The sequence below is a fragment of the Chitinophaga sp. genome (assembly GCF_036569185.1).
GTDB lineage: Bacteria > Bacteroidota > Bacteroidia > Chitinophagales > Chitinophagaceae > Chitinophaga.
Window position 1 is genome coordinate 14,550 of sequence record NZ_DATCRD010000416.1, and the last position, 24,304, is coordinate 38,853.

Annotated in this window: 16 protein-coding genes; 12 read left to right on the plus strand and 4 right to left on the minus strand. The window is 47.3% G+C overall.

From position 1 onward, the window contains the following. Positions 1-52 precede the first annotated feature (52 nt). Both VIM72_RS31035 and rpsT read right to left on the minus strand, forming a co-directional pair. A complete protein-coding gene (locus VIM72_RS31035) occupies positions 53-1,777 on the minus strand; it encodes a M14 family metallopeptidase (protein WP_332006674.1) in 1,725 nt (574 codons plus the stop codon). 73 nt (positions 1,778-1,850) lie between these two features. After that, the gene (rpsT, locus tag VIM72_RS31040) at positions 1,851-2,105 is read right to left on the minus strand and encodes a 30S ribosomal protein S20 (protein WP_291923005.1); all 255 of its coding nucleotides are present in this window, start codon (positions 2,103-2,105) and stop codon (positions 1,851-1,853) included. A gap of 241 nt (positions 2,106-2,346) precedes the next feature. Here rpsT and VIM72_RS31045 point away from each other — a divergent pair, with 241 nt between their 5' ends. The 3 genes from VIM72_RS31045 (at position 2,347) to VIM72_RS31055 (ending at position 8,031) form a co-directional block, all read left to right on the plus strand. Next, complete coding sequence (locus VIM72_RS31045) at positions 2,347-5,106, plus strand: 2-oxoglutarate dehydrogenase E1 component (protein ID WP_332006675.1); 2,760 nt, start codon at positions 2,347-2,349, stop codon at positions 5,104-5,106. Between the two features lie 91 nt (positions 5,107-5,197). After that, positions 5,198-6,775 (plus strand): 2-oxoglutarate dehydrogenase complex dihydrolipoyllysine-residue succinyltransferase, encoded by a 1,578-nt coding sequence (odhB, locus tag VIM72_RS31050; RefSeq protein ID WP_332006676.1) that lies wholly within the window; start codon positions 5,198-5,200, stop codon positions 6,773-6,775. A gap of 98 nt (positions 6,776-6,873) precedes the next feature. Continuing rightward, on the plus strand, positions 6,874-8,031 hold the full coding sequence (locus tag VIM72_RS31055) for an RsmB/NOP family class I SAM-dependent RNA methyltransferase (protein WP_332006677.1): 1,158 nt from the start codon (positions 6,874-6,876) through the stop codon (positions 8,029-8,031). Between the two features lie 69 nt (positions 8,032-8,100). Here the strand turns inward: VIM72_RS31055 and mnmA are convergent, their stop codons facing one another. Then, positions 8,101-9,207 carry a tRNA 2-thiouridine(34) synthase MnmA gene (gene mnmA, locus VIM72_RS31060; protein ID WP_332006678.1) on the minus strand — a complete coding sequence of 369 codons (1,107 nt, stop codon included), beginning with the start codon at positions 9,205-9,207 and terminating at the stop codon, positions 8,101-8,103. 197 nt (positions 9,208-9,404) lie between these two features. On the opposite strand from mnmA, the gene VIM72_RS31065 reads away from it, so the two are divergent. Genes VIM72_RS31065 through VIM72_RS31085 form a run of 5 tightly spaced genes read left to right on the plus strand, consistent with a single transcriptional unit; the run spans position 9,405 to position 15,287 of the window. Beyond that, positions 9,405-10,898: a tagaturonate reductase gene (locus tag VIM72_RS31065; RefSeq protein ID WP_332006679.1), complete on the plus strand. Its 1,494-nt coding sequence runs from the start codon at positions 9,405-9,407 to the stop codon at positions 10,896-10,898. Positions 10,899-10,905: 7 nt separating this feature from the next. Further along, positions 10,906-12,300, plus strand: a complete 1,395-nt coding sequence (uxaC, locus tag VIM72_RS31070) for a glucuronate isomerase (protein WP_332006680.1) — start codon at positions 10,906-10,908, stop codon at positions 12,298-12,300. Further along, the gene (locus VIM72_RS31075) at positions 12,300-13,298 is read left to right on the plus strand and encodes a sugar kinase (RefSeq protein WP_332006681.1); all 999 of its coding nucleotides are present in this window, start codon (positions 12,300-12,302) and stop codon (positions 13,296-13,298) included. The genes uxaC and VIM72_RS31075 overlap by 1 nt, the downstream gene beginning before the upstream one ends. Positions 13,299-13,301: 3 nt before the next feature. Further along, positions 13,302-13,964 carry a bifunctional 4-hydroxy-2-oxoglutarate aldolase/2-dehydro-3-deoxy-phosphogluconate aldolase gene (locus VIM72_RS31080; RefSeq protein ID WP_332006682.1) on the plus strand — a complete coding sequence of 221 codons (663 nt, stop codon included), beginning with the start codon at positions 13,302-13,304 and terminating at the stop codon, positions 13,962-13,964. Positions 13,965-13,997: 33 nt separating this feature from the next. Next, the gene (locus tag VIM72_RS31085; protein WP_332006683.1) at positions 13,998-15,287 is read left to right on the plus strand and encodes an MFS transporter; all 1,290 of its coding nucleotides are present in this window, start codon (positions 13,998-14,000) and stop codon (positions 15,285-15,287) included. A gap of 213 nt (positions 15,288-15,500) precedes the next feature. Here VIM72_RS31085 and VIM72_RS31090 read toward each other — a convergent pair whose 3' ends face one another. After that, positions 15,501-17,147, minus strand: a complete 1,647-nt coding sequence (locus VIM72_RS31090; RefSeq protein ID WP_332006684.1) for an altronate dehydratase family protein — start codon at positions 17,145-17,147, stop codon at positions 15,501-15,503. Positions 17,148-17,704: 557 nt separating this feature from the next. Here VIM72_RS31090 and VIM72_RS31095 point away from each other — a divergent pair. The 4 genes from VIM72_RS31095 to VIM72_RS31110 all read left to right on the plus strand — a co-directional run bounded on the left by VIM72_RS31095 (position 17,705) and on the right by VIM72_RS31110 (position 24,296). Beyond that, the gene (locus VIM72_RS31095; RefSeq protein ID WP_332006685.1) at positions 17,705-19,654 is read left to right on the plus strand and encodes a heparinase II/III domain-containing protein; all 1,950 of its coding nucleotides are present in this window, start codon (positions 17,705-17,707) and stop codon (positions 19,652-19,654) included. Positions 19,655-19,823: 169 nt separating this feature from the next. Further along, positions 19,824-21,152 (plus strand): DUF2264 domain-containing protein, encoded by a 1,329-nt coding sequence (locus VIM72_RS31100; protein ID WP_332006686.1) that lies wholly within the window; start codon positions 19,824-19,826, stop codon positions 21,150-21,152. Between the two features lie 56 nt (positions 21,153-21,208). Next, entirely contained in the window at positions 21,209-22,051 is an 843-nt protein-coding gene (gene kduI, locus VIM72_RS31105) for a 5-dehydro-4-deoxy-D-glucuronate isomerase (protein WP_332006687.1), read from the plus strand. After that, positions 22,011-24,296 (plus strand): DUF4861 family protein, encoded by a 2,286-nt coding sequence (locus VIM72_RS31110; protein ID WP_332006688.1) that lies wholly within the window; start codon positions 22,011-22,013, stop codon positions 24,294-24,296. Before kduI ends, VIM72_RS31110 begins: the two co-directional genes overlap by 41 nt. Positions 24,297-24,304 lie beyond the last annotated feature (8 nt).

Here is a 24,304-nt window from a genome sequence, read left to right on the forward strand (position 1 = left end):
AATCGGAGATATAAGCCCTGCTTATATCTCCGATCCCTTTGTCAAAAATATTTTATCGTACCCTGTATACCGGGTAGCGCATATATTCCGGCTCTGCGTAAGGTGAATTTTTAAATACAAAATTTAACTGTGCGCTGGCGTTGTTGGCAAATGCAGTATCACCTGCTTTTTTCTTATTTAATAACTCCTGCAATTCCGGATGCTGTTTTAAATATTCAGCGCCGGTATCTTCAAAAACATAAGGAGAGTATCCTTCTTTTTGTCCGAGGATAGCATCAAAAAAGTTCCATGCAAAAAATGAATCGCCGCCGGTGGGCTCCAGTGTTTCTACCAGGTAGCGGTTAGCATCCTGGTTCACCGGGATGTAGTAATCGCCTTTCCGGAATCTGATGGAGTCCTTGCTGCTGCTTACTTTGATGTTGGTATGCAGATAGTGTTTTTCAAATGGTTTTGTATAGCTCTGGAAATCGGCAATATGATATACTTCCACAAATATGGTGGTATCCTGTTGTAACGGCTGCATTTTTACCTGGTTATTTCTCAGCAGGTTGATCACCGCCCACCAGCCTTGGGGGATGATGTATGCTTCCGGTTTCTCCACAAAATTTCCTTCTGTAGCATAATTGTAGAATTTCACCTGCCGGGTATATGGTTTTGTGCGGTCATAATATAACCTGGGCAGTCCGGAAATAGCACTGGGCTTATGTCCGGAAGCAAAACCACGGAAGGTGATCAGGCTGTATTTATTCATATCAGCCTGCCAGGCGAGTGGAAATGTTTTTTGTGTACGCGCGGCTTGTTTTGCCTGTTCGCGCAATTGTTTAATTGTTTCGCTATGTGTAGCCGTAAATTCGATGAAGCATTCCATCAGGGCATAGGTAGCTTTTACGCGCAGTGGATAAGGCTTCAGCATATGTGTTTCCGGCACAAAACCAAACGTGTGGAAAAGAGTAGTATAACCGCTGGAATAGCGGGGCAGGTCGGTAAATTCCACCCAGCCGCTATCTGGCGTTTCCCCAAAGTGATTTACGTAAGGCACCAGGTCGTACCCTTTCTTTTTCATGAGGGCATACAGGCCAGGCTCAAATGTTTTGTTCATGAATTCGCCCATTGCTCCCCCCAGCTTATTATGCTGGGTGGTAAGCAGGGTCATGATATGCTGGTAATCGGCACCGTTGCTGACATGGTTATCCACAAATACATCCGGATCGGTGAGATGATAGATCTGCTGGAAGGCAAGGGCATTCTTTGAATCGGCTTTTATGAAATCGCGGTTAAGATCCAGGTTCTGGGCATTGCCACGGGAGCCAAAAGCATCGGGGCCGTTTTGATCTACCCGGTACCAGGGGGAGCGGTTCAGCATTCCGCCGATATTATATACCGGGATAACAGCGAGGATAATATTTTCGGGGAGATGGATTTTGCCTTGCGCCAGGTCGCGCAGGAGCATCATACTGGCGTCTATGCCATCCGGCTCGCCGGGATGAATGCCGTTATTGATAAGGATAACCCGTTTATTTTGCCGGTGAAGGCTTTTAAAGTCGAAATTCCGCCCGGGGGAATAAGTAACCAGGTGCAGGGGAAAACCGGCATCTGTGGTACCAACAGCCTGTAAATGGATCTGTGGAAAACGTTTGGCGAGTTGCTGGTAATATTGGATAACCTCGGCATATGTGGCCGTTTCCCGGCCATTGGTTTTTTCGTATCGTGTGGTGAGGTCCTGCGTGTAGGAGAGCAGGGGAAACAGGGCGGCAAGAAGCAGGAGTATCTTTTTCATCATCTTGATATAATGGAAAAACAAAAAGCCCTTCCTTTTGGAGGAAGAGCTGTAAATATTGTTACTGAAGCAATTAAGCCAGAGCTAATACTCTCTTAGCCAGCTTGCTTTTCAGATTTGCAGCTTTGTTCTTGTGAATAACGTTACGTTTAGCCAGCTTATCAAGCATAGAAGCTACCTCTGCCAGATCTTTCTCCGCTGTTGCTTTATCGGTAACTGCTTTCAAATCACGGATGGCGTTACGGGTAGTTTTACCATAGTAACGGTTACGCTCATTACGCTTTCTGCTTTGACGTACGTCTTTTTTTGTTGCTTTATGGTTTGCCATTTTTCAAATTTCAAGTTTCGGACGGCAAAGGTAACTATATTACCTTTACAAAACAAACTAAATGTAGTTTTTCCTGTGAACTGCAAATATAAGCACCTTTTATCACAGATAATCACTTGATTTTTTCTCATTTTTTCCAACCAGCGTATCAAAAAACGAGCGATATTTGCAATCCCATATATTAATATATTGGGATCAACAGAAAAGTATTTGAACTGAAGATCAGCAAAACTCGTTGTAAATGAAGGACTTCTCATTCGTCACCAACTCACATCCTGCTTACATTGAATCGTTATACCAGGATTTCCGCAAAGATCCCAACTCTGTAGACCCGGATTGGGTTAAATTTTTCGAAGGATTTGATTTTGCAGTATCCAATGTTAACGGCAAGGCGGCGCCAACAGCGCCGGTAGCAGGAGGCAGCACTTCACTGCCGGTGAGCGACGACCAGCTGGCGAAAGAACTGGGTGTATACCGCCTGATACAGGCATACCGCAAAAAAGGCCATTTAATTGCTAAAACCAACCCCATCCGTGAAAGAAAAGACCGCAAGGCCAATCTCGACCTCGCCAGTTTTGGATTAGGGGATGCTGATCTTAAAACAGAATTTTACGCAGGAACTACCATCGGTGTGGGCAAAACCACCCTGGAAAAGATCGTTGCTTACCTGCAGCAGATTTACGCCGGTTCGGTAGGACTTCAATACACCTACATCAACGACCGGACAAAGGCAAAGTGGATGGAGAAAGAGTTTGAGGCAATCATGCAGCAGCCTTTATCCCTGGAACAACGCAAACGTATCCTGCAAAAGCTGAACCAGGGCGTTATTTTCGAGAAATTCCTTCACACAAAATATATCGGGCAAAAGCGTTTTGGCCTGGAAGGAGGCGAAGCCACCATTCCCGCGCTGGATGCTATTATCAACGTGGCGGCTGAATACGGTGTACAGGAATCTGTGATAGGAATGGCCCACCGCGGCCGTTTGAACGTACTGGCCAATATCCTGGGCAAAACCTATGAACAGATCTTCAATGAATTTGAAGGCCTGGCCGTTCCGGATATGACCATGGGCAGCGGTGATGTGAAATACCACCTCGGTTTCCGCTCCCAGGTAACTACTCCCGCAGGCAAACCGGTGAACCTGCAGCTGATGCCCAACCCCTCCCACCTGGAAGTGGTAGACCCGATCGTTGTGGGATTTGCACGCAGTAAAGCGGATGTGATCTACAACAGCGATTACGATAAAATACTGCCCATCCTCATCCATGGCGACGCTGCAGTGGCAGGCCAGGGAATTGTGTATGAAGTGGAACAAATGAGCAAACTGAAAGGATACTACGTAGGTGGCTCCATTCACTTTGTGATCAATAACCAGATCGGTTTTACCACCGATTTTGACGATGCCCGCTCCTCCGATTACTGTACCAGCGTGGCATCTATTGTACAGGCTCCGGTATTCCATGTAAACGGCGATGATGCAGAAGCAGTGGTGAAAGTATCCCAGCTGGCTGCCCGTTACCGCCAGGAATTCAATGAAGATGTGTTTATAGACATGGTTTGCTACCGCAAACATGGCCACAACGAAGGTGATGAACCTAAGTTTACACAACCAAGCCTCTACGCCCTCATTGAAAAACACGCCAATCCGCGTGAAGTATATACCCAGTTCCTCCTGAACAATGGCGAATCAGACGCACAGGCGCTGGCGAAGGAAATGGAGAAAAGCTTCTGGGACGACTTACAGGCCCGCCTGGATGATGTAAAACAACATCCGCTGCCCTATGTGAGCCAGAAGCCGGAACAGTGGTGGCAGGCCCTGCGCAAAGCCACCCCGCAGGATTTTGAAGCTTCCCCGGTAACTGCTATAAGGGAAGAAGATTTTAAACGGTTGTTCGACAGCCTGATGAAATGGCCGGACAACTTCGTACCACTGCGTAAAGTGAGCAAACTGCTGCAGGATAAAATAAAACTTTACCAGGAAGAAGGTAAAGTAGACTGGGCTACCGGTGAACTGCTGGCCTATGCCAGTCTCCTGGTTGAAGGAAAAGATGTACGAATGAGCGGGGAAGATGTAAAACGTGGTACTTTCTCCCATCGCCATGCGGTATTGTTTGATGAAAATACCAATGAAACTTACAATCGCCTCAGCCATTTACAGGAAAACCAGGGTAAATTCAGAATTTATAACTCCTTACTGAGTGAATATGGCGTATTGGGCTTTGAATATGGCTATGCCATGGCCAACCCCAATAACCTGGTATTATGGGAAGCGCAGTATGGCGATTTCGTGAACGGTGCGCAAACAGTTATTGACCAGTATATCAGCAGCGCAGAACAGAAATGGACCACGCAGAACGGCCTGGTGATGTTATTGCCACATGGCTATGAAGGCGGTGGACCAGACCACTCCAATGCCCGTCCGGAACGCTTCCTGCAACAATGCGCAGAAGAAAATATGGTGATCACCAATATTACCACTGCAGCCAACTTCTTCCATGCGTTACGCCGCCAGTTAACCTGGCAGTTCCGCAAACCGCTCATTAACTTCTCTCCAAAAGCCAACCTGCGGCATGTAGGCGCTTATTCAGCTATGGAGGAATTTACACAGGGCGGCTTTAAAGAAGTACTGGATGATCCGTTTATTGACGACGCAGCAGTAGTAAAGAAAGTATTACTTTGCTCTGGTAAAATGTATTTTGATCTGAGTGATAAACAGGCTAAAGATGATCGCAAAGATGTAGCGATTGTACGCCTGGAACAACTGTACCCGCTGCCGGTTAAACAACTGGAAACCATCGCGCAGAAGTATAAAGGCGCTACGTTCTTCTGGGTACAGGAAGAACCACTGAACATGGGCGCTGCAGCATTCCTGCAAATGAACCTGAAACAGATCAACTATGGTGTTATCAGCCGCAACCCGAGTGCTTCCACCGCAACGGGTTATGCAAAAGTGCATGCACGTGAGCAGCAACAGATCATCGACACGGCTTTTAACATCTAAAAAAATTCAAAGTATAAACAGAATAACCAGGCTTTACGTTTAAAGTTGACCGCTCAACGAAAAACCTGGTATCACCATCAACTGATTAAATATGGTTATCGAAATCAAAGTCCCTACGGTAGGAGAATCTATTAGCGAGGTAACAATTGCAAAGTGGTTGAAGAAAGACGGAGATTATGTTCAGCAGGACGAGGTATTGTGTGAAATGGAATCTGAGAAAGCCACCTTCGAACTGAATGCAGAAAAAGCGGGCGTCCTGAAGATTGCTCCTGCTGCCCAGGAAGGAGCTACCTTGAAGATTGGTGATGTAGCCTGTACTATTGATACAGATGCTGCCGCACCGGCCACTGGCGCCGCTCCGGCTGCTGAACCTGCTGCAGCTGCAGCTACTGCACCGGCGCCTGCTCCCGCAGCAGAAGCACCGGCAGCTCCGGCGGTAAATAAAGGGACGATTGAAATGAAAGTGCCTACAGTAGGGGAGTCTATCAGCGAAGTAACACTGGTAAAGTGGTTAAAGAATAATGGTGATTATGTAGAGCGTGATGAAGTGGTTTGTGAACTGGAATCAGAGAAGGCCACCTTCGAACTTAACGCAGAAGAAGCAGGCGCATTGATTACCGTAGCCAAAGAAGGAGATACTTTGAAAATAGGCGATGTGGCCTGCAAAATTGATACAAGCGTTGGCAGACCAGCTGGTAAAGCCGCACCGGCAGCCGCTCCTGCTGCCCAACCGGCAAAGGCTGCGCCACAACCGCAACAGGCCCCTGTTACCAGCATCCCTAATGATGTGAAAGCATCACCGGTGGCTGCAGCAGTGATCGCTGATAAACATGTGGATCCATCCAGCATCAAAGGTTCCGGCGCCCATGGCAAGATCATGAAAGACGATGTATTTGCTGCCCTGCAAAATCCGGGTGTGGCTATTGGTCAGGAAATGTTCTCCCGCAATGAACGCCGTGAAAAAATGAGCAACCTGCGTAAAACCGTTTCCCGCCGCCTGGTGGAAGCGAAGAATACAACGGCAATGCTAACTACCTTTAACGAGGTAGACATGACCGAAATTATGGCGCTGCGTGCCAAATACAAGGAAGTGTTCAAGAAACAGCATGAGGTGAACCTCGGCTTTATGAGCTTCTTTACAAAAGCATGTTGCTTCGCTTTACAGGAATTCCCTTCTGTAAACGCCTATATCGATGGAGAAGAACTGGTGTACCATGATTACTGTGATATTTCCATCGCGGTGTCTGCTCCGAAAGGACTGGTAGTACCGGTGATCCGCAACGCAGAAAGCCTGGATATGGCAGGTATTGAAAAGGCAGTAGTAGACCTGGCCACCAAGGCCCGCGACAATAAACTGACCATGCCTGAAATGACCGGTGGTACCTTCACCATCACCAATGGCGGTGTATTCGGTTCCCTGATGAGCACACCTATCATCAACATCCCGCAATCCGCTATCCTGGGCATGCACAAAATCCAGGACCGCCCAATGGCTATCAACGGCCAGGTGGTGATCCGCCCGATGATGTACCTGGCGCTGAGCTACGACCACCGTATCATTGATGGTCGCGAATCGGTGAGCTTCCTTGTAAGGGTAAAAGAAATGCTGGAAAATCCTGAGCAGCTGCTGTTTGGTAAAGATCCGCTGAAAGCATTGCTGAAACTCTAGTGTCAGCAGGTAAGATAAAATGGAATCCGGTCTGGTAACAGACCGGATTTTTTTATGCGATTCTCCTGTGGCGTCAATATTAGCCCGTATCTTCGCGTATGACCCGTTGGGAAAATTACTTAGCATCTGCAGAAAAAATTATCGGCGCCTACCAGGGCAGCCTGCCGTTACATCATTTCCTGAAATCTTTTTTTAAAGAGCATCCTTATATGGGAGGGCGCGACCGGCGCTGGATCTCGCAGCTGGTATACCATTATTTCCGGCTCGGGAAATGGGGGGAAACGCTTTCAGTAAAAGAACGGATCATTACCGGCGCATTTCTTTGTGAAACTGCTTCCAACGATTTCCTGGCTGCTATCCGCCCGGCCTGGAATGAGCAGGTGGCATTGCCGCTGGCAGGCAAAGCTGCACTGTTGCCCGTTCCATTAAATGCTGATGCCTTGTTCCCATTTTTAACCGAATTATCTGATACAATAGATACTAACGCATACGCCTATACTATTTTAAAACAGCCGCGGTTATTTATCCGTGTGCGCAATAATAAACCTGAGAAAATATTGCAGTTGCTGGATAAGGCCGGCATTGTATATGAGCTGTTCCCTAACAATACTACTATAGCCTTGCCTAACGGCACTAAAATAGAAGCGATAGTGCCGGAGAAAAGCTGGTACGAGGTGCAGGATGCTTCCAGTCAGCGTACAGGCGAATTGTTTCATCCGCAAAAACAGCAGCGCTGGTGGGATTGCTGCGCAGCCAGCGGGGGGAAATCTATCCTGCTTAAAGATCAGCAACCGGGTGTGCAACTGTTGGTGTCTGATGTAAGAAGGTCTATCCTGGAAAACCTGCAGCAACGCTTTGCTATAGCGGGCGTGAAGAATTATGAAGCACGGGGGGCAGATCTTACTGCAGACAATTTCGCTGCTTCCATGGGCAGCCAGCAGTTTGATGGTATTATCCTGGACGCGCCCTGCAGCGGCTCCGGTACCTGGGGCCGTACGCCGGAAAGTATTACTTTCTTTAAAAAGGAAGAGATCGTGAAGTACCAGCAGCTGCAACAGAAGATAGCGCGCAATGTGGCGCCGTTTGTGAAAAAAGGCGGCTCGCTCATTTATATTACCTGTTCTGTTTTTAAACAGGAAAATGAAGAAGTGGTAAAATATATAGAAACCATCAGCGCCTTGCGGAAACAGGAAGGGGGCGTGATTGCCGGGTATGATAAAGGAGCGGATACGATGTATGCCGTGAGATTATCTTAATTTCCTGAAATAAGAAAAAGGATGGAAAGATCTCATCTTCCCACCCTTTTCTATATCTGATTTATAAAATTATAAAACCGGTATACTCCGCTGGATAATTCCGCCCCCGATCACATCATCGCCTTCATAAAAAACAGCTGATTGTCCAGGCGCAATTCCCTTCACACTTTCATAGAAGTTCACCTTTACCTGTCCGTTTTCATTGTACAGGTTACTCAGTGCGCCTTTATCTTTATAACGGATCTTGGTGACTGCTTCCATGCCTTCCGGGATAGTATCATATTTACCCATATTAATGCCGCTCACGAACATTTCACTTTTCTGCAGTTCATCTTCATTACCTAAAACCACCGTATTGGTTTCCGGGATGATCTCCGTTACAAACACCGGGCGGCCAAGGGCAATATCAAGCCCTTTACGCTGCCCAACGGTATAGAAAGGGTAACCCTTATGGTGACCAACGATCGTACCGTCTGCCAGTACAAAATTGCCTCCGTTTACCCTTTCCTCCAGGCCTTCTACTTTTCTTTTCAGGAAGCCGCGGTAATCGTTGTCCGGAACAAAGCATATTTCATAGCTCTCGGCTTTTTTAGCCAGTTCCGGGTAGCCGAAGTCAAACGCCATCTGGCGTATTTCTGTTTTACGGTATTTGCCCAAAGGAAGAATAGTGCGGGCCAGTACATCCTGTTGGATCCCCCACAGCACATAGCTCTGGTCTTTGGTTTCGTCCAGGCCCTTACTGATCACATACCGGCCATTGTCGTGCTGGCGGATCTGGCCGTAGTGGCCGGTAGCAATAAACTCGCAATCCATCGCGTCTGCACGTTTCATCAGCGCGCGCCATTTTATATGCGTGTTGCACAGCACGCAGGGATTAGGCGTGCGTCCTGCAATATATTCCTCGACAAAATTATTCACTACAAAATCACCGAATTCATCGCGGATATCCAGCACGAAGTGTGGGAACCCGTGATGCACCGCTGCAGCGCGGGCGTCGTTAAAAGAATCCAGGTTACAGCAGCCGGTTTCCTTTTTACTGGCACCGGCAGATGCATAATCCCAGGTTTTCATGGTGATTCCCACCACATCGTACCCCTGTTCATGCAGCATCAGGGCTGTAACAGTGCTATCAATACCGCCACTCATGGCTACCAGCACTTTACCATGCTTGCTCATTTATAAAAGTTTAGAGCAGCAAAATTACTTAAATTTAAGCCAACGGCCATCTGCGCTTTATTGATCCTGACAATGGGCTGATTGATTCTGATTATATTTTGACCTGTTTTAGTGATTATTTAGAGAAAATTATAAATTCTTAATTGGGAATTATATATTTATTAGTTTTAGCCACCTTTTAGCATAAATTAATTGCGATGCTACCTATATTAAATAAAGAATTTATATTAAAAAATCCGGATTCCGGCGTTCATGAAAAGACTTTCGGCTTCCCTGAAAAGATCCTGCAATTTGGTACCGGCGTGCTTTTGCGCGGTTTAGTAGATTACCTGGTAGACAAAGCCAACCGGCAGGGTATTTACGAGGGAAGAATAGTTGTAGTGAAATCGACCGATGGGGATACTGCTGATTTCTCCAACCAGGACAGCCTTTTTACCACTCATATCAAAGGTGTTTCCCAGGGAGAACTGGTAGATCAGGTGCTGATCAACGCAGCTATTAGCCGGGTTTTGCAATCGAATGCAGAATGGGAGGCTATTTTAGCCGCTGTTCATCAACCGGCTTTGCAAACTATTATTTCAAATACCACGGAAATAGGTATCCAGTATGTGCCTGAGAAAATTGCTGACAGAGTGCCAGCTTCCTTTCCAGGGAAACTGCTGGCAGTACTGTGGGAGCGGTTCACCTATTTTAAAGGCAGCGCCAATACAGGCTTTGTAATTGTTCCCACAGAACTGGTGGTAGACAATGGACGCCTGCTAAAGGATATTGTATTGCAGCTGGCCGCTTATAACGAATTGCCGCAAACTTTTATATCGTGGGTAAACCAGGATAATCATTTCTGTAATTCCCTGGTAGACCGGATTGTTCCCGGTAAGCCCCGCAATCTTACTGAAATTGAGCAGAAAGCAGGGTACGCCGATAAATTGTGGATAGAAGTAGAGCCTTACCTGTTATGGGCTATTGAAGGGAATGAGCATATTCGTTCTGTGTTATCTTTTTATAAGGCAGATGAAAGAATGCTCATTGAGCCAAGCATCACCCCATTCAGGGAGCAGAAACTGCGGTTGCTGAATGGTAGCCACACGGCAGCGGTGCCATTGGCTTTCCTTTCCGGTCTTAACACGGTGTATGAATGTATGCAGGACGACTACATGAGCCATTTCTTCAAAGAAGTGGTGCTCCGGGAAATACTGCCTACTATTGAAGAAGCATGTCCTACTGCAACTGCATTTGCACCGGAAGTGCTGGACCGCTTTGCGAACCCGTTTATAGCGCATAAGCTTATCAGCATAACTTTCCAGGAAAGCTCCAAGATGAACGCCCGCAATGTGCGTACATTGGTTCGTTACTATGAAAAATATAAAACACTTCCGCATCATCTGAGCCTGGGTTTTGCGGCCATGTTGTTGTTCCTTTGCCCGGTGCGGGAAGAAGCCGGAAAATATTATGGCAGCAGGAACGGTGAGGAGTATCTTATTACAGACGACAATGCCGCTGTATTCGCTGCCTGGTGGCGCGATCACAGCAATATAAACGATATGGTGGCCGGCATCTGCAGTGATAAACGGTTATGGGAAACAGACCTGGCCGCTATTCCAGGGTTTGCCGGACAGGTAGCCCATCTTTTAAAAATGTTGAAAACCAACGGCGTAAAAGCATTTATTCAATCGCAGCTGCTCAAAAATTAATGATGTTATGAAGGAATTCCTGTCTGAAGATTTTTTGTTACAAACGGAAACGGCTAAACGATTATATTTCGACTATGCCGCTTCAATGCCGGTGATAGATTATCATAATCATCTGCCGCCCGAAGAAATAGCAGCGGATAAAACATTTGCCAACCTTTATGCTATCTGGCTCAAGGGGGATCATTATAAATGGCGCGCCATGCGTGCCAATGGGGTGCCGGAGGAATTTATAACGGGTACCGCCGACGACTATACGAAATTCCGCCACTGGGCAGCTACCACGCCTTACACCATGCGGAACCCTTTGTATCACTGGTCGCACATGGAACTGAAAAATCCTTTTGGCATCACTGATCTTCTCAATGAAAAAACGGCAGAGAAGATATACCACGACTGTAATGCACAATTACCACAGCTATCCACACAAACACTGCTGCAGCATTATAAAGTAGATACCTTGTGCACCACTGATGATCCGGTGGATTCACTGGAGCATCACCGGGCTATTGCCAACAAACCTTTTGGTACAAAGGTGCTGCCCACTTTCCGTCCCGACCGGGCTATGGCGGTGGATAACCCTGAAGTGTTCAACCGGTTTATAAATGAGCTGGCGGCGGTTACCAATAAGGAGATCAATGGGTTTAACGACCTCGTGGAAGCATTGCACAGCCGGCATACTTATTTTCATGAGGCTGGCGGCCGGTTGAGTGACCACGGTATCAACACTTTTTATTTTTCACCTGCCAGCGGAAAGGAACTGGATACTATTTTCCGGAATGCCCGCCAGCACGGCGCTGTTACGCCCTATGAAAATGCGCAGTTTAAAACCGCTGTGTTACAGGCGGTTTGTGAATGGAACCAGGAAAGAGGATGGGTACAGCAGTTTCATGTAGGCGCTATCCGTAACAACAATTCACGTTTATTGCAACAGTTAGGCGCGGATGCCGGTGTGGATTCTATCGGCGACTGGCGTGTTGCTGAAACAATGAGCGCATTTTTTGATGCACTGGATAAGAAGAATAAACTGGCGAAGACAGTAGTATACAACCTGAATCCTTCCTATAATGAAGTGTTTGCCACCATGGCAGGCAATTTCCAGGATGGCACTGTTCCCGGAAAGATCCAGTATGGCTCCGGATGGTGGTTCCTGGACCAGAAAGACGGCATGGAAAAGCAAATGAATGTACTAAGCAATATGGGATTACTGAGCAGGTTTGTGGGAATGCTAACGGATTCCAGAAGTTTTCTATCTTACTCACGACATGAATATTTTCGCCGTATTTTGTGTAACCTGATCGGCCATGATGTGGAGCACGGTGAATTGCCAAATGATGTTGCCTGGTTAGGGAAAATGGTACAGGATATATGTTACTATAACGCAAAAGCATATTTTGGATTCTAATGAAGCCGGTAAAAGTTATCACATTCGGAGAAATATTATTACGCTTGTCGCCGCAACTGGCGAAGAACACAGCCGCCATTTATGTAGGTGGCGCGGAAGCCAATGTGGCAGCGGCATTAGCTAACTGGGGCACAACGGTGGCTTATATCAGTAAAGTCCCTGAAAATGGCTTGTCGAAAGATGTGTTGACGCAGCTGAGTAACCGCGGTATTTATACCGACAGGGTACTATGGGGTGGTGACCGCATCGGTATTTACTACCTGGCGCAGGGCAGCGACCTAAAGCATGCTGAGGTGGTATACGACAGGGCCTGGTCCTCGTTCAGCCAGATAAAGCCGGGTACGGTAGATTGGGATGCCCTGCTCGGGGATGCCGAATGGTTCCACTGGAGCGCTATTACCCCGGCATTGAACCCTGATGCAGCTGAGGTTTGCAAAGAAGTGTTACAGGCGGCCACCCGCAAGGGAATGATCATCTCCACAGATCTTAATTATCGCAGCAAGTTATGGCAGTATGGGAAAAAGCCGGTAGATGTAATGCCGGAGCTGGTACAATACTGCGATGTGATCATGGGAAATATCTGGGCTGCCAACAATATGCTGGATACTGCACTTGATACTGATGCGCTGGCCGCCAATACAAAAAATGTATTCCTTCAGCAGGCGGAAAAGGTAGCTGAAGAAATCACGGCCACGTATAAACGTTGCAAACGGGTGGCTTTTACTTTCCGCTTCAGTAATTCAGCCACGCATAACCTGTATTATGCCTTTTACTATAATAACGGGCAGATGAGCATTTCCCGGGAATATGATACCAATGAGGTAGTGGATCGTGTAGGCAGCGGGGATTGCTTTATGGCCGGGTTGATCCACGCACAGCTCCAGGGGTTGGATGATCAGCAGATCATCTCTTTTGCAGCGGCCGCCGCCTATTCCAAATTTTTTGTGGAGGGTGACTTTAATACTACTTCTGAAAAAGAAATAATAAAACTGATATAGCCTATGGCACCGAGTTCCGAAACAATAATAGCTGCATTCGAGCAAAGCGGGATTATCCCGGTTTTTTATCATGACGACGAGAATGTTTGCCTGGAAGTGCTGCAAGCCTGTTATGACGGCGGCTTACGGGTATTTGAATTTACCAGCAGGGGAGAAAACGCCCGTAAGAATTTTGCTGCGATGCGCGATAGAAAACTGGCTGCCATGCCTGATCTGTACCTGGGCATCGGCACTATAAAGAACGCTGCGGATGCTGCCATATATGCCGGTATGGGTGCCGATTTTATCGTATGCCCGGTAGCGGATCCGGAAACGGCGGCCTGTTGCCGGTCTGAGAATATTACCTGGATTCCCGGTTGTATGACGCCTACCGAAATCTCTGTAGCCGAAAAGAATGGGGCTCAGTTGGTAAAGCTTTTCCCGGGTAATGTACTGGGGCCCGGCTATGTAAAAGCCATTAAACCCCTGTTCCCGCAATTGAAATTTATGCCTACAGGTGGTGTAGAGCCCACCCAACTCAGTATGGACGCCTGGTTCGATGCAGGTGTGGTTTGCGTGGGAATGGGATCCAACCTGCTGTCCAAATCCCTGATTGAAAATAAGGATTGGGACGGACTGAAAGAGAAAATAATGCAAACGTTTGCATTTCTCAGCGCGATGAAGTAACTTATGCACATTATAAATTCCAAACAGACCGTAATGAATTCCACAACTATAGGCAAGTATCGCTGGCGGGTATGCGCACTTTTATTCGTAGCCACAACTATTAACTATATAGACAGGCAAATATTGGGGCTGCTAAAAACGGATCTGTCGGCAGAGTTCAACTGGACAGAAACAGATTACAGTAACCTGGTGATGGCGTTCTCCGCCTGCTATGCGATTGGCTTGCTTTTCTTTGGGGCATTGGTAGACAAGATAGGGTCCAAGCTGGGGTATGCCCTTTCTATTGTTGTATGGAGCCTGTCGGCCATGGCGCACGGACTGGTGCGTTCCACGCTGGGATTTGGTGTGGTAAGGTCCATACTGGGAATAAGCGAAGCGGGAAACTTTCCTGCTGCTATCAAAGCCACCGCAGAGTGGTTTCCCAAGAAAGAGCGCGCACTGGCAACGGGAATCTTTAACTCAGGCTCCAATATCGCCGCGGTAGTTGGCCCGGCAATGGTATACTGGCTGGCTACTAATCATGGCTGGAGAAACGCGTTTGTGTGGACTGGCGCCATTGGTTTTATCTGGCTGATCTTCTGGTGGATCTATTATGAAGTCCCTGCCCGTCACAAGAAATTATCTAAAGCAGAGTTTGATCACATTCATTCCGACCAGGAAGTGGAAGAAGTGAAACCTAAACCGGTTAAATGGATTAAGTTGCTGGGGATCAGGCAAACCTGGGCTTTCATATTCGGTAAGTTACTGACTGATCCGGTGTGGTGGTTTTTCCTTTTCTGGTTACCGGGTTACCTGGAATCCATTTTCCATGTAAATATGAAGGAATCGCTGGGCCTGCCGGTGATCATTATTTATTCCATTACAAGTTTCGGCAGTATTGGCGGTGGCTGGTTATCTTCCTATCTCATCAAATCCGGCTGGCCGGTTTTCAAAGCGCGTAAAGTATCTATGCTGGTCTTTGCGTTGTGCGTACTGCCTATCATGCTCATCCAGTACTCGAATAATGTATGGTTTGCCATAGCGTTAATCAGCCTGGCTACTGCTGCACATCAGGCCTGGTCTGCTACTATATTCACCACTGCTTCTGATATGTTCCCTAAGCGGGCAGTAAGTTCTGTTGTCGGCATTGGCGGTATGGCGGGATCGATTGGCGGTACTTTGTTCCCTATACTGATCGGCGCGATGCTGGATCACTATAAGCTAATTGGCAACATTGGTATCGGATACAATATCCTGTTCACAATCTGTGCATTGGCCTACCTGATAGCCTGGCTGGTGATGCACTTCTTCGCACCTAAAATGGAGCAGGTGAAGCTGGATTAGAGCGGATTTTGTCTGACGCGGATTTTGTCTGACTCAGGATTAAACTGATTACGCTGATTACGCTGATTTGATTTTGTTATGATTTTATAAAAGATTTGGGGAGATTCAGGCGAAAGTATTCGCTTAAATCTCCCCAAATCATTTTAAATCCAAAGTAATCAAATCAGCGTAATCAGCGTAATCAGTTTAATCCTGAGTCAGACAAAATCCGCGTTACAGCGAAACGCCTCTTTTCCACGGAATAAAATCGTCCTGGTTAAGCTGTTCTGCTTTAGTATGCACTTCACCACTGGCGGTTTTGATCACGTATTCCAGGATCTCTTCACCCATACCGGCAATGCTTTGTTCGCCGCTGATGATGGTACCGGTATTGATATCGATGATATCTTTCATACGGGTAGCCAGTTTGGTATTAGTGGCCAGCTTCACCACCGGGGCGATGGGATTGCCGGTTGGCGTACCAAGCCCGGTTGTGAACAGTACTATATTAGCGCCGGAACCTACTTCCGCAGAAGTGGATTCCACATCATTGCCTGGTGTACAAAGCAGGTTCAATCCTGGTTTAGTTACATATTCTGTATAATCCAATACATCTACCACGGGGGAAGTGCCACCTTTCTTTGCCGCTCCGGCAGATTTGATGGCATCCGTAATAAGGCCATCCTTGATATTGCCGGGCGATGGGTTCATGTAAAAACCAGAGCCAACAGACTGGGCCTGGTTTTCATATGCCCGCATGATGCGGATGAATTTATCGGATGTTTCTTCCGTCTGACAACGGTTGATCAGCTCCTGTTCCACCCCGCACAGTTCAGGGAATTCAGAAAGAATGGAGGTCCCGCCCAGCGCTACCAGCAGGTCTGAAGTATGGCCTACCGCCGGGTTGGCCGAAATACCGGAAAATCCGTCGGAGCCGCCGCATTCCAATCCTATTACCAGTTTGGAAAGAGGGCTTGGTTTACGCGTTTGTTTGTTGGCTTCTACCAATGCAAGGAAAGTGTCCTTAATAGCAGCAGACAACATCGCAAATTCCGAAGCACTTTTCTGCTGTTCGTATACCAGTACCGGCTTGTTGAAGGCCGGGTTTAATTTTTTGAGTGATTCCTGCAGAATAGACACCTGCGCATGCTGGCAGCCGAGGCTGAGAATAGTGGCGCCTGCTACATTGGAGTGATGGATATAGCCGGCCAGGAGAGCACATAAGGCATCAGAATCCTGGCGGGTACCACCGCAACCCCCTTCATGGGTAAGGAATTTTATACCATCAATATTTGGGAAAACTACATTTCGTTTGCCCGTTTCCGTTAGCGCGCCCGCTTCATAGTTCTTGATGGCTTCCAGGTCGCCGTTCCTGTAAAGGGTCACCAGGTCTGTTACCTGTTCGTTATATACTTCTGCGGGAGAGAAACCCAACCCCTTTTCGAAAGCGGTTTTAATCACTCCTACATTCCTGTTCTCACAAAAAACCAGGGGAATTACCAGCCAGTAATTACGGGTACCCACTTGCCCGTCGGCCCGGTGGTAGCCCATAAAAGTGCGGTTTTTCCATTTACTCACATCAGGAGCCTGCCATTCCAGTGAACTGTCTTTTTCATGAAAAGCGTTGGCGTCATGTACTACGTTTCCGGTAGTGATTGATTCTCCCTTCGCAATGTTTTTGCTGGCTTTGCCCACCAGTACGCCATACATCGTGATGGGATCGCCCTCCCGGATATCGTTGATCAGGAATTTATGTTTAGCAGAAATATTTTGTTGCAGTTGAATATTATGCCCGTTAAATGAGATATCGGTTCCTACCGGTATATCCTGTAAGGCTACCAGCACATTATCGTCAGGATGAATTTGTAAATAAGCGTTCATAACAGCTAAAGTAGTAAATAACTGTTCCGGCTGATGATAGTAAAATGTTAATCCTTGATAAGATTTTGACTATTTGATTATATCGCTGGAACACTTTGTGGGTGCAGGTCAGGAATGAATTAGAAATTGTTAATCCGCTATTAGTAGGGTTGGGCCTTCCGGTATACAAAAATGCGTTTTGTTGTAATATTTATGCAAACGTTTGTAATTACCGCATATTTTAATATTTTTAAGCCTGATAGCGGGTTTCGGCCCACCGTTCTTTACAAAAAAATGCAGGTTCTTTTGGATAATACCAAAGCCGGGAGCTGAAATCAGGTGGATATACAGAATGCCGCTATTCCAGGTGTGACACTGAAATATCTGCCATCTATGCAGAATGCCGCTGACACCGGGTATCTGCCATATATGCGGAATGACACCGGGAGTAGTTGTCATACAATTCCAAAGTGAACAAGCATGCGGGGAGCGCATAACTAACCAATTGAACAAACAATACCTTCAACCATTAACCCTATATAAGTCCTGTTATTCATCTTATAAAAAATAAATGTCAAATGCACGTTAAAAGACTGATCTGCACCTTGTTGCTTTTTTCGGGTATAGCCGGCCATCCCGTAGCCCAGGAAGCCGGTAAAGCAAGAAATTATTTATACGGGGAGTACAGGGAAAAAGGAAGCGACGCCGCTTTTAAAGAGGTTACGCAATGGCGGGAAGAATTATACAGGTCTGTTACGGAAAAAATTGCAGCATTGCCTGCTGCCAGCAAAGCTTTGCTGCTGAAAGAGGCGGATAAGGCGATATCATTTAACTGGCCATCGTTACCGGCTACTTTATATCTGCAATACCGTGATAACGGTAATCGTGTAAATTTTGAAAATGCACAGTTTGAGCGTCGCAAAGTTTTGTCGGCCTTAGTGGCGGGTGAACTGGTAGACGGCAAAGGAAAATATATCCCGCAGATTGTAAATGGCCTGTGGCTGATACTGGAAGAAAGCACCTGGGTGTTACCTGCCCATATAGGCGCACAGAAAGCGGGCAGCGGGCTGCCAGATCCTACTGAACCTGTGGTAGATCTGTTTGCCGGCGAAACTGCCGCTACGCTGAGCTGGGCTCAGTTTTTACTGCATGATCAGCTGGATAAATTTTCGCCGGTAGTAAATAAACGGATCAACTTTGAGCTGCAGCACCGCATTATAACGCCCTTCCTGGAACGGAACGATTTCTGGTGGATGGGATGGGCCGGCCGCTCCGTGAATAACTGGAACATCTGGATCAATACCAATGTGCTGCAAACAGCCCTGCTCAGTATAAATGAAACGGATATACGAAATAAGGTGATTGAGAAAACGATCCGTAGTGCAGATAATTTTGTGAATGGATATCCTGATGATGGTGGTTGCGACGAAGGCCCTACCTATTGGGGACATGCGGGAGGAAAGCTCATTGAGTTTACAGACCTGTTGAGCAGTGCTTCAAAACATCGGCTCGACTGGAGCCACAATGAACTGATTCACCGTATCGGCGCCTATATTTACAAAATGCATGTAGACAGCAGCCGGTTTGTGAATTTTGCAGACGCTTCTGCCAGTACTATTCCACCGGCGCATACAGTTTATTTGTACGGAGCTACCTTTCATGATCCATTGCTGATCAATTTTGCCGCTTACTTGTCGCGGTTGGAGAACCCCGACAGTAACCGGGTTAAAACACCTTCCCTGGCTTTCTTTGTGTATAATGTAGAGCACCGTACTGCATTGCTGCAAGCTAAAGCAGCGGCGCCCTATACTGCTGAAAACTGGCTTCCCGACCTGCAGGTATTGTCACTGCGTTCGGCAGCGGGTGAAGCAAAGGGTTTATTTTTCGCCGCACAGGGTGGTCATAACGCGGAAAGCCATAATCATAACGATGTGGGGAACTTTGTGCTCTATATGGATGGTAAGCCTGCACTTATTGACGTTGGTGTGGGCACTTATACCAAACAAACTTTCAGTGCTGACCGTTATAAATTATGGTTTATGCAGTCGCAATGGCATAATTGTCCCACTATAAACGGTATCCAGCAGCGCGATGGCCGGCAGTTCCAGGCCACTGCGGTGCAGTATGCCCGCAATAAACTGAGTATGGACATTGCCGCTGCTTACCCGGCGGAGGCGGAGGTGCAGTCGTGGAAGCGTACTTTTACCTTCAATCCTGCAAAAACTTCCCTGCAATTATCGGAAGCATACCAGCTTAAAGAGTGGAAAGAGCCTTTCCTGTTGCATTTCATGACCTGTTTGCCCGCTGATACCAATACCCCCGGGCGGATACTGTTAAAAGGCAGTACTGCCAACCTGTTACTCTCATATGATCCTGCTTTATTTGAAGTAATAACGGAGGAACAGGAGGTAAAAGACGGCCGGTTATCACCTGTATGGGGCGATCATGTTACGCGTATCAGCCTGAAATCACGTGGCAAAGCACTGGCCGGTAAGCATTCAGTTGGATTTATTATGAGCCGTAAATAAGATGGTAACATGGCTGTTTTTTTATAGAAAAGGCCGTTTACATAAGGTGGTAGTTTAAAAGACTTTTTAAAATAAATGCTTGATTTTTGCAAACGTTTGCATTACTTTAGAGCTTTGGCCAGGAACCACGTAATGAAACCGCCTTTTTAACTAATAAAAGTATGCTACATTGGAACGCAGGAATTTTATCAGAATAGTGCCGCTGGCTGGTCTGGCGGGAGCAATGGCTCCTGCGCAGGCCATAGCAGAAGCGGTAAAAGGGCCAACGGTGAACAGTGCCTCCACCGGGAAGGACCAGCTGAATGCTGCAAACGGGCAAAACCATGCTCAGCAGGATACGGTTATCAATGGCAGCAGAGACAGGCAATACCAGCTGGACCTGCTTCAACGTATTTCCCGTCCAGTGGTGGAGAATATGAGCAAAGGCACACTGAAAAAGAACATGCCCCTTGAAAGAGGCCCGGGCTATGGCCTGGCGGTGGAGAAGGTAACTTACCTGGAGGCTTTTGGCCGCTGTATTTCCGGCCTGGCGCCCTGGCTGGCACTACCCGACGATGCTACTCCGGAAAGTAAACAGCGCAAACAGGTAAGGGAACAGGTATTACAGGGTATTGTGAATGGAGTAAACCCCGCTTCACCTGATTATCTTAACTTCAGATCGGAAGCCCAACCCCTGGTAGATGCTGCCTATTTGTGCCAGACGTTTATGCGTGCGCCTGAAGCATTATGGCAACCACTGGATAATGTTACGAAAGCAAATATTGTAAAGGAGCTGAAAGAATTAAGACGCATACGCCCGGCTTATAATAACTGGTTGCTCTTTGCCGCTATGGTAGAGGCTTTCCTGTTGTCGATAGATGAAGAATGGGAACCCCTGCGTACGATGATTGCTACCAAAAAGATCCAGGAATGGTATGCAGGCGATGGCTTCTATAGTGATGGCCCGCAATTTTCATTGGATTACTACAATGGTTATGTAATTCATCCCATGTTTACCGATATGCTGAAAGTATTGCTGGATAAGCATCAGGGAAGCAAGGCCGATTATGAACAGGCGATTAAAAGAATGCAGCGGTTTGCAGAACTGCAGGAGCGGATGATCGCTCCTGATGGTACCTACCCTGCGTTAGGCCGGTCAATGACCTACCGCACGGCAGCTTTTCAGCCGTTGGTTCAGCTGGCGCTCCGGCACCAGTTGCCCGATAGCATTGCACCTGCACAGGTACGTTGCGCTATGTCGGCCATCATGAAGAACATTTTTGAAATGAAGGGCACCTTCGATAAACAGGGCTGGCTGCAGCTGGGCATCTGCGGTCACCAGCCGGAAGTTGCGGATGTTTACACTTCAACAGGCAGCCTGTATATCTGTACCAATGGTTTCCTGGCGCTGGGCTTACCGGCAACGGATCCTTTCTGGTCTGATCCTGCGGCAGAATGGACTGCACAAAAGGTATGGTCAGGCAAAACTATCCGCAAAGATTACCATGTAAATTATTAAGCCGGAAAGCCATATCCGGTTATGTTATCAATAACCTGAAATATCAAAAGCAAAATATGAGTACCACGTTCGAATCAAGATATGCCAGCAGTCCGGCTGAAGTAAAGCAAATGGACACCACGCAACTCAGGCAGGCATTTTTAATGGAAAAGATTTTTGATGCAGATCATATTGCATGGACGCATACGCATTACGACCGCTATCTTACCGGCGGTGCAATGCCCGTTAAAGGCCCGGTAACACTGGAAACCATTGACCTGCTGAAGGCGGCTTATTTCCTGGAAAGAAGGGAACTGGGAATGATCAATGTAGGTGGTGATGGAATAGTAGAAGTAGATGGGGAGAAGTTTGAACTGGCGTACAAGGAAGCGTTATACATCGGCAAAGGAAAACAACAGGTGATCTTCTCCAGTAAAAACCCTCAGACACCTGCTAAATTTTACCTGAACTCCACACCTGCACATCATAGCTATCCAACACGTAAAGTGTCGAGAAAAGAAGCGGAAGTAGTAACATTGGGCGCGCTGGAAACTTCCAATCACCGTACCATCAACAAACTACTGGTAAACAGTGTACTGGAAACATGCCAGCTGCAGATGGGTATGACGGAGCTGCAACCTGGCAGCGTATGGAATACGATGCCGGCGCATACGCACGACCGCAGAATGGAAGTGTACTTTTATTTTGAAGTACCGGAAGGACAGTCGGTATGCCATTTTATGGGGCAGCCGCAGGAAAGCCGTCATATCTGGATACAGAACGAGCAGGCGGTGATATCCCCGCCCTGGTCTATCCACTCCGGGGCTGGCACCAGCAACTATACTTTTATATGGGGGATGGCCGGTGAAAATCTCGACTATGGTGATATGGATCATTGTAAGATCACTGAACTACGTTAATGAATTCATAATAGCTGCTATCATGATGATGAAAACAATTATCGCAGGAAGCTTGCTGGGCTTGTCTTTCCTGCATGCCGGCTTACCGGTGCATGCAACAGGACCTGTTACCGGCCAGCATGCCATGGTTGCTGCCGATGCCCATACTGCGGCTGCAGTGAGGGCGCAAATGGAAAAAGTAGCTTCCTGGCAATGGCGTCATATTACTGCCAATGGCTGGAATCATGCACCTACCGATTGGACCAACGGTGCCATGTATGCCGGTATGATGTCGCTGGCACAGGTAACTTCCAATCCATTCTTTATTGACCGCCTGGTGCAGGTGGGAAGAGATAATGACTGGAATACGGGACCAGACCGTTTCTTCGCAGATGAATACTGCGTGGGACAGCTGTATTCGCAACTGAACAGTGTGTATAAAGACCCGGTAATGACAGAGAAGTTCCGCAAGCTGGCGGATAGTATCGTTGCGGCGCCGCATACCGAATCGCTCGAATGGAAAGATGGTATTCATCACCGGGAATGGGCCTGGTGTGATGCATTATTCATGGGACCTCCGGCACTGGCTTATTTAAGCACTGCTACCGGTGATCCCCGCTACCTGGAGACCGCGGATAAATTATGGTGGAAAACCACCGATTACCTGTACAACAAACAGGATAGCCTTTATTACCGTGATGGCAGTTATATCGGCAAAAAAGAAAAGAATGGTACCAATGTGTACTGGAGCCGTGGTAATGGTTGGGTAATGGGCGGCCTGGTACGTATGCTGGATAATATGCCGGCTGGTTATGCAGGCAGAACGCGTTTCCAGGAGCTGTACAAGCAAATGGCTTACCGCATTGCAGCGCTACAAACAGCAGATGGCACCTGGCATGCCAGCCTGCTGGACCCCGACAGCTACCCGGCAAAGGAAACAAGCGGCACCGGGTTTTACGTATATGCGTTAATGTGGGGTGTGAACAATGGCCTGCTACCTGAGAAGCAATTTTTACCGGTGATACAGAAAGGATGGGAAGCGCTTACCGGTTGCGTGCAGCCGAACGGTAAACTTGGTTTTGTTCAGGAAATAGGCGCTGCGCCGGGAAAAGCGACTGCCAGTGATACAGAAGTATATGGCGTAGGTGCGTTCCTGTTAGCCGGCTCTGAACTGATCAAATATGATCTCAGGAAAAATGCTGCAGCCCACCTGGTCATCTCCAATAACACTGGTATCAACAGGATAGAAGAAGTAACAGAAATCCCTTACGCTGATTTCAGCGCAAAGCTGCCCAAAAAAACGTTGAAGGGCTTCAAAGTGGTAGATGTATTGAGCGGACAGGAAATTCCTTACCAGTTAATTTATGAAGGTGATAAATCCGCAAAGAAAATATTGTTACAGGTAACTGTACCGTCTGCGGCAAGTTTATATGCGGCGGTGGTGGAAGGAACCCCGGCGCCTGTAAAAGCAAAAGCGTATGGCCGTTATGTACCTGAGCGTAAAGATGATTATGCCTGGGAAAATGACCGTATGGCTTATCGTATGTATGGTAAAGCGCTTGAACTGGTGCCAAAGGAAATGGCCTATGGCATTGATGTCTGGGCCAAACGTACTACTGATATGGTTATTGATACCTGGTATAAGCTGGATAATTATCACCACGACAACGGGCAGGGACTGGATTATTACAGTGTAGGCTTAACACTGGGAGCAGGTGATACAGCGCCATACGGAAAGGATACCATCTATTTCCCAAAGAATTACCGGCAGTCCAAAACGCTGGACAACGGCCCGTTGCGCACTACTTTTTCCCTTACTTACGATACCTGGCAGGCAGGCAATACCGCCGTTACCGTTACCAAAACCATTTCCCTGGATGCAGGTTCCCAGCTTAATAAAATGCAGGTGCAATACAGTTTCAAAGGAAACAGCATTCCGGTGGTAACAGGCATCGTAAAACGCAAAGAACCAGGGACGGTGTTACTGGACGAAAAAAACGGTGTAATGGGTTATTGGGAGCCAACGCATGGAGAAGATGGCACACTGGGCGTAGGCTGTGTTTTTGCCCGTGAAATCCCGGGAATGAAAACAGACCAGGTACATTTGTTGAGCCCCGGAACAGCAGGGAACGGACAGGCATATGAATACTATTTCGGGGCGGCATGGAATAAAGGCGGGAGGATCACTTCATCCGAAGAATGGTTCCGCTACCTGGAGACATTTGCACAAAAGATTAAACAACCTTTACAGGTAAAGATTCAATAACTTTTTCA

Bases quoted from the DNA above. Each gene is read 5' to 3' on its own strand.
- VIM72_RS31045 (WP_332006675.1), top strand. From the start codon at position 2,347: ATGAAGGACTTCTCATTCGTCACCAACTCACATCCTGCTTACATTGAA.
- VIM72_RS31085 (WP_332006683.1), top strand. From the start codon at position 13,998: ATGAATTCCACAACTATAGGCAAGTATCGCTGGCGGGTATGCGCACTT.
- rpsT (WP_291923005.1), bottom strand. From the start codon at position 2,105: ATGGCAAACCATAAAGCAACAAAAAAAGACGTACGTCAAAGCAGAAAG.
- VIM72_RS31080 (WP_332006682.1), top strand. From the start codon at position 13,302: ATGGCACCGAGTTCCGAAACAATAATAGCTGCATTCGAGCAAAGCGGG.
- VIM72_RS31110 (WP_332006688.1), top strand. From the start codon at position 22,011: ATGGTGATATGGATCATTGTAAGATCACTGAACTACGTTAATGAATTC.
- odhB (WP_332006676.1), top strand. From the start codon at position 5,198: ATGGTTATCGAAATCAAAGTCCCTACGGTAGGAGAATCTATTAGCGAG.
- VIM72_RS31055 (WP_332006677.1), top strand. From the start codon at position 6,874: ATGACCCGTTGGGAAAATTACTTAGCATCTGCAGAAAAAATTATCGGC.
- uxaC (WP_332006680.1), top strand. From the start codon at position 10,906: ATGAAGGAATTCCTGTCTGAAGATTTTTTGTTACAAACGGAAACGGCT.
- mnmA (WP_332006678.1), bottom strand. From the start codon at position 9,207: ATGAGCAAGCATGGTAAAGTGCTGGTAGCCATGAGTGGCGGTATTGAT.
- VIM72_RS31075 (WP_332006681.1), top strand. From the start codon at position 12,300: ATGAAGCCGGTAAAAGTTATCACATTCGGAGAAATATTATTACGCTTG.
- VIM72_RS31035 (WP_332006674.1), bottom strand. From the start codon at position 1,777: ATGAAAAAGATACTCCTGCTTCTTGCCGCCCTGTTTCCCCTGCTCTCC.
- VIM72_RS31095 (WP_332006685.1), top strand. From the start codon at position 17,705: ATGCACGTTAAAAGACTGATCTGCACCTTGTTGCTTTTTTCGGGTATA.
- VIM72_RS31090 (WP_332006684.1), bottom strand. From the start codon at position 17,147: ATGAACGCTTATTTACAAATTCATCCTGACGATAATGTGCTGGTAGCC.
- kduI (WP_332006687.1), top strand. From the start codon at position 21,209: ATGAGTACCACGTTCGAATCAAGATATGCCAGCAGTCCGGCTGAAGTA.
- VIM72_RS31065 (WP_332006679.1), top strand. From the start codon at position 9,405: ATGCTACCTATATTAAATAAAGAATTTATATTAAAAAATCCGGATTCC.